Origin of the sequence: Kineococcus glutinatus (assembly GCF_039542765.1) — a bacterium.
Lineage (GTDB): Bacteria > Actinomycetota > Actinomycetes > Actinomycetales > Kineococcaceae > Kineococcus_A > Kineococcus_A glutinatus.
The window spans coordinates 1-5,295 of the sequence record NZ_BAABIL010000580.1; the positions used below are offsets into that span (position 1 = coordinate 1).

Here is a 5,295-nt window from a genome sequence, read left to right on the forward strand (position 1 = left end):
TCGTGGTCACCGTGGACACGCCGGTGCTGGGCGCCCGCGACACCGACCGCCGCCGCAGCGCAGACCTGGCCGAGCGCTGCCGGGGGGCGCGGACGCCCGGGTTGCAGCTGCCGCTGGCGCCGCAGCCGCTGACGGCCCGGGAGCGGGAGGTGGCGGTGCTGGCCGCGCGGGGGTGGACGGCGACGCGCATCGCGGAGGCGCTCGTGGTCTCGCACCGCACGGTGGAGAACCACCTGCACCGCGCCTACGCCAAGCTCGGCGTCTCCTCCCGCCGGGAGCTGGCCGAGGCGCTGCAGCCCGGCGGCGGGGGCACTCCCTGACGCCCGTCCCCGGGCCCTCCCGCGGGCGAATCGCTCCTGCCAGGCTGCCCCCGTGGACCTCGACGCGATCTCCCTGCGCACCGACCGCCTGCTGCTGCGGCGCTGGCGGGAGGAGGACCTGGCGCCCTTCGCGGCGCTCAACGCCGACCCGGAGGTGGTGGAGCACCTGGCCGCGCCCCTGGACCGCGCGGGCAGCGACGCGCTGGCGGCCCGCGGCGACGGGGAGTTCGACCGGCACGGCTGGGGCCTGTGGGCGGTGGAGGTCGCCGAGGGCCCCGACGCGGGGCGGTTCGCGGGGTTCACCGGGCTGCTGGAGCAGACGTTCGAGGCGCACTTCACCCCGGCGGTGGAGGTGGGCTGGCGGCTGGCCCGCTGGTCGTGGGGGCGCGGCTACGCCACCGAGGCCGCCACCCGCGCCCTCGACGTGGCGTTCGGGGACCCGGCCGCCGGTGGTGCGGGCCTGGCGGAGGTGGTCTCGATCACCACCCCGTCGAACGTGCGCTCGCAGGCGGTGATGCGCCGCCTGGGCATGCGCCGGGATCCGGCGGACGACTTCGACCACAGCATCGCGGCGGGCGTCGCGCCGTACCGGCACGTGCTGCACCGGATCGACGCGGCCACCTGGCGGGCGCACCGGGGCGGCTGAGCCGCCCCCACCGCGCCCGTCACGCCGACCGCCCGCCGCGGCGGACCGCAGCCGGTGCGGCGCTGTCGCGCGGGACCGCCCCGGCTTCCGCGGAGAGGAGCTCGCGGGCCTGCTCCGCGGCGCGGGCGATGCTCTCGCCGACGAAGTCCATGAAGCGGGCCATGTTCTCCAGCCGCACGCCGGCCGGGGTGTCCGGGCCGAGGAGGCGGACACCCTGCCGGGCGGTCTCGACGAGCTGGGCGTGGGACCGGACGGTGGCGATCATCGACTGGTACCAGACGTCCCCGTCGGCGACGTAGCGCTCGCGGCGGCCCTCGCGCTCGCGCAGGAGCAGGCCGTGGCCCTCCAGGAGCGCGACCGCCTTGGAGACGGACGCCGGGCTGACGCGCAGGCGCTGGACGAGCTCGGCGGCGGTGAGGCCGCCCGCGTTGGCGGTGTAGAGGCAGGTCAGCACCCCGGCGGCCGTCCGGGGCAGCCCCGACTGCATGATCAGCGTGACGAAGGACTCCTCGTACTCGCGCACGGCCTCCGCGTCGCCGCCGTGCGCCTGCGAGCTGCGGGGCGCGGCCCGGGGGCGCCGGCGGGCGCGCCGCTCGGCGGAGCGCTGGGCCAGGTCGGGGCGGTAGGCGACGGGACCGCCGTTGCGCATCACCTCGCGCGTGATCGTCGAGGTGGGGCGCGCCAGGCGCCTGGCGATCTCCGCGTAGGAGAGGTCGTCGGCCAGGCCGTGCGCGACCTGCTGGCGTTCCTGCCTGGTGAGCCTGCCTCCCGGCACCGCGTCCCCCTCCGCACCCGCTGATGCGCCGACGGTAGCGTTCACCGCTCGACGAGTGCAACGCCACCACGTGCCGGCATTGCGTTGCCGTTTGGCCCGTTGCAACGATTTGTCCGCTCTGAGCTGCGCAGATGCGCGACGGATGCAATGACGCTGTTGCCTGCCGGGTGAACGCTCCGTAGCGTTTCTCATGCACGAAACACCACGGACCGACGAGCACCAGGAGCTGAGCACCATGCGCACCTTCGACACCCCCACCCCCATCTCCGCCGTCATCGACGTCCCCGCAGGGCGGGTCCGGCTCGTCGCCGCCGACGGCGCCGGCACCGCGGTCGAGGTCCGGCCCGCCGACGCCGCCACCGGCCGCGACGCGAGGGCGGCGGAGCGGACCGCGGTCGAGTTCCACGACGGCGTCCTGCGGATCGCGACACCGGCGAAGCACGGGGTCTTCGGCCCCTCCGGAACCGTCGAGGTGACGGTCCAGCTGCCCGCCGGCTCCCACGTCGAGGTCGAGGGCGTCGCCGGGCTGCGCGGCGTCGGCCGGCTCGGGGACGTCACCGCCGAGGGCTCGCACGGCACGATCGAGCTCGACGAGGCCGCCAGCGCCCACCTCACCGCCCTGGCCGGCGACGTCTCGATCGGCCGCCTCACCGGTCCCGCCGAGGTCACCACCACGAAGGGCGACATCCGCATCGCCGAGGCCGGGCCCGGCGCGCTCGTGCTGCGCACCCGGGTCGGCGACATCACCGTCGACGCCGCGGCAGGGGTCTCGGCCGCCATGGACGCCGGCACCGGCTGCGGCCGCATCAGCAACGCCCTCGCGAACGACGGCACCACCGAGCTCGACATCCGCGCCACCACCACCCACGGCGACATCACCGCCCGCAGCCGCTGAGGCGACCCGCGCCGCCACCGCCCGCGCGTCCCCCACCACCGCAAGGAGCACCCGTGACCAGCCCCGCCCCCGGGCCCGCGATCGAGGTCGCCGGCCTGCGCAAGTCCTACCCGTCGACGTCCGGCACGCGGCCCGTGCTCGACGGGGTCGATCTCACCGTCCCCGCCGGCACCGTGACCGCGCTGCTGGGCCCGAACGGCGCCGGCAAGACCACGACCGTCGGCGTCCTGTCCACCCTGCTGCGGGCCGACGCCGGCACCGTCCGCGTCGCCGGCCACGACGTCGCCCGCGAGCCCGACGCCGTGCGCGCGTCGATCGGCGTCACCGGCCAGATCACCGCCGTCGACGAGCTGCTCACCGGCGCCGAGAACCTGCGCCTCGTGGCGGACCTCGCCCACCTCGGCCGGGCCGCCGGGCGCCGGCGGACGACCGAGCTGCTCGAGCGCTTCGGCCTCACCGAGGCGGCGGGCAAGCCCGTCAGCACCTACTCCGGTGGCACGAAGCGCAAGCTCGACCTCGCGATGACCCTCGTCGGGGCGCCCGCCGTCGTCTTCCTCGACGAGCCGACCACCGGCCTGGACCCGCGCAGCCGCCGCACCCTGTGGGACGAGGTGCGCGCCCTCGTCGCGGACGGCACCACGATCCTCCTCACCACCCAGTACCTGGAGGAGGCCGACCACCTCGCCGACTCCGTGGCCGTGCTGCACGGCGGCCGCGTCGTCGCCGGGGGCACGCCCGCCGAGCTCAAGGCCGCGTACGACGCCGGCTCGCTCGACGACGTGTTCCTCGCACTGACCGAACCGACCGGCGGGACCACCCCCGCGCTCGACGAGGAGGACGTCCGATGACCGCCGTCACCACCACCGCGCCCGCGACCGCCCGCCCCCGTCCCGTCGCCGACGTCGTCACCATGGTGCGCCGCAGCCTGCTGCGCGCGGTGCGCTACCCCGGGCTGACGATCTTCCTCGTCCTCGGCCCGCTCGTGGTGCTCCTGCTGTTCGTCCACGTCTTCGGCGGCGCCTTCGGCGCCGGCGTGGCCCCCGGCGTCACCCCCGGGGCCGAGGGGCGCGCCGCGTACCTCGACTACATCACGCCCACCCTGCTGGTCCTCACCGTGGTCGGAGGGGCGACGTCGGTGGCCACCAGCACCGCCATGGACGCCGCCGGCGGGATCACGGCCCGGTTCAAGACGATGGCGATCGCGCCGGGGGCGGTGCTGTCCGGGCCGGTGATCGGTTTCCTCGTGCAGGCGCTGGCGGCCCTCGTGCTCGTGCTCGGCGCCGCCGTCGCGATGGGCTACCGGCCCGGCGCGGGCGCGCTCGACCGGCTCGCGCTGCTGGGCCTGTTCGTCCTGCTGGGCCTGGCCCTGAACTGGCTGTGCGTCGCCATGGGGCTCAACGCGCGCAGCGTCGAGACCGCGAGCAACGCGCCGATGATCCTGCTGCTGCTGCCGTTCCTGGGCAGCGGTTTCGCGCCCGTCGAGACCATGCCGACGGCCGTGCGCTGGTTCGCGCAGCACCAGCCGTTCACCCCGGTCATCGAGACCGCGCGGGGACTGCTGGCCGGTGGGGCGGGGCCCGGGGGCGCCGTCGCCGCGCAGGCCGTCGCCTGGTGCCTCGTGCTCGGCGTCGCCGGCTGGGCGTGGGCCCGCTCGCTCTACCGCCGCGAGCGGCGCCTCTGACACCCGCGCACCGCGCAGGCCGCACCGGAGCACGACCCGGTGCGGTCTGCGCATCGCACCCACCCCGCCCACCGCGCCCATCTCCGGGTTTCGGCGCCCCCGCACCGCGTTCCGACCGCCCGAACCCGGAGAAGGGCGCGGTGGAGGCCGCTCCTCAGCGCAGCCGGAACACCGCCGCGTGCCGCACGGCGGCGCTCTCCAGCACCGGGTCGGCGGCCACGTCGTAGCGGGCGACCTCCACCAGCGCGTGCCGGGGCAGGAACGCGCGGCCGGGGTCGCCGACGAGCACGTCGCACCCGGCGCCGCGGCAGGTCCGCAGCCAGGCCAGGAACCGCTCGGCCATCCGCCGCTCGTACCAGACGTCCCCCGCCACGACCACGTCGACGTCCGGGGGGTCCCCGGCGAGCAGGTCGGCCACGACGGGCTCGACGGCGACGGCGTTGAGGGCGGCGTTCTCCGCGACGGCCGCGGCGGCGAGCTCGTCGACGTCGGCGGCGAGCACCCGGGCGGCACCGGCCAGGGCGGCGGCGATCGCGCACAGCCCCGAGCCGGTGGCGAGGTCGAGCACCCGCCGGCCGCGCACGAGGTCGGGCGTGTCGAGCAGGTGGCGCGCCACGGCCTGCCCGCCCGCCCAGGCCGCCGCCCAGAAGGGGGGCTCGGTGCCCGAGCGCCCCAGCTCCTCCTCCAGCCGCTGCCACAGGGCTGTGGTGTCGGCGGCCAGGTGCAGGCGGACCTCCGGCACGAGGGCCGGGCGGCCGGGCCGGGTGTGGGCGCGGACGACGTCCCGCAGGGCGGCGGGGGGCGGCGGGGGCACCCCGCCAGCGTCTCAGCCGCCACGCCGGTCGGGTGCCGCAGCCCGGGCGCGGGCCGCCGTTAGCCTCTCCCGGCGCCGTCCCGGCGGGGGCGGCGGGCGGGCGCGGGCAGCGGGGTGCGGGGTGGCGGAGGACGCCGGGTCGGCGGCCGAGCGCGGCGAGGCCG

General features: G+C 77.1%; 7 protein-coding genes. 5 read left to right on the forward strand and 2 right to left on the reverse strand.

Translation table 11 applies throughout. The annotated features are described in order from the left end of the window. Both ABEB16_RS18470 and ABEB16_RS18475 read left to right on the forward strand, forming a co-directional pair. The coding region (locus ABEB16_RS18470; protein WP_345713678.1) for a helix-turn-helix domain-containing protein at positions 1 to 320 on the forward strand (320 nt) is incomplete at its 5' end. Positions 321 to 372: 52 nt separating this feature from the next. Then, the gene (locus tag ABEB16_RS18475; protein WP_345713679.1) at positions 373 to 966 is read left to right on the forward strand and encodes a GNAT family N-acetyltransferase; all 594 of its coding nucleotides are present in this window, start codon (positions 373 to 375) and stop codon (positions 964 to 966) included. 19 nt (positions 967 to 985) lie between these two features. On the opposite strand, the gene ABEB16_RS18480 is transcribed toward ABEB16_RS18475, so the two are convergent. Beyond that, complete coding sequence (locus tag ABEB16_RS18480; RefSeq protein WP_345713680.1) at positions 986 to 1,741, reverse strand: helix-turn-helix domain-containing protein; 756 nt, start codon at positions 1,739 to 1,741, stop codon at positions 986 to 988. Between the two features lie 235 nt (positions 1,742 to 1,976). Here ABEB16_RS18480 and ABEB16_RS18485 point away from each other — a divergent pair, with 235 nt between their 5' ends. The 3 genes from ABEB16_RS18485 to ABEB16_RS18495 are packed head-to-tail and all read left to right on the forward strand — an operon-like array spanning position 1,977 to position 4,317. Continuing rightward, entirely contained in the window at positions 1,977 to 2,636 is a 660-nt protein-coding gene (locus ABEB16_RS18485) for a DUF4097 family beta strand repeat-containing protein (protein WP_345713684.1), read from the forward strand. A gap of 53 nt (positions 2,637 to 2,689) precedes the next feature. Beyond that, positions 2,690 to 3,484 (forward strand): ABC transporter ATP-binding protein, encoded by a 795-nt coding sequence (locus ABEB16_RS18490; RefSeq protein WP_345713681.1) that lies wholly within the window; start codon positions 2,690 to 2,692, stop codon positions 3,482 to 3,484. Continuing rightward, positions 3,481 to 4,317 carry an ABC transporter permease gene (locus ABEB16_RS18495; protein ID WP_345713682.1) on the forward strand — a complete coding sequence of 279 codons (837 nt, stop codon included), beginning with the start codon at positions 3,481 to 3,483 and terminating at the stop codon, positions 4,315 to 4,317. Before ABEB16_RS18490 ends, ABEB16_RS18495 begins: the two co-directional genes overlap by 4 nt. Positions 4,318 to 4,471: 154 nt before the next feature. On the opposite strand, the gene ABEB16_RS18500 is transcribed toward ABEB16_RS18495, so the two are convergent. Next, positions 4,472 to 5,131, reverse strand: a complete 660-nt coding sequence (locus ABEB16_RS18500; protein WP_345713683.1) for a class I SAM-dependent methyltransferase — start codon at positions 5,129 to 5,131, stop codon at positions 4,472 to 4,474. Positions 5,132 to 5,295 lie beyond the last annotated feature (164 nt).

Coding starts and splice junctions, on each gene's coding strand:
- ABEB16_RS18485 (WP_345713684.1), top strand. CDS start 1,977: ATGCGCACCTTCGACACCCCCACCCCCATCTCCGCCGTCATCGACGTC.
- ABEB16_RS18495 (WP_345713682.1), top strand. CDS start 3,481: ATGACCGCCGTCACCACCACCGCGCCCGCGACCGCCCGCCCCCGTCCC.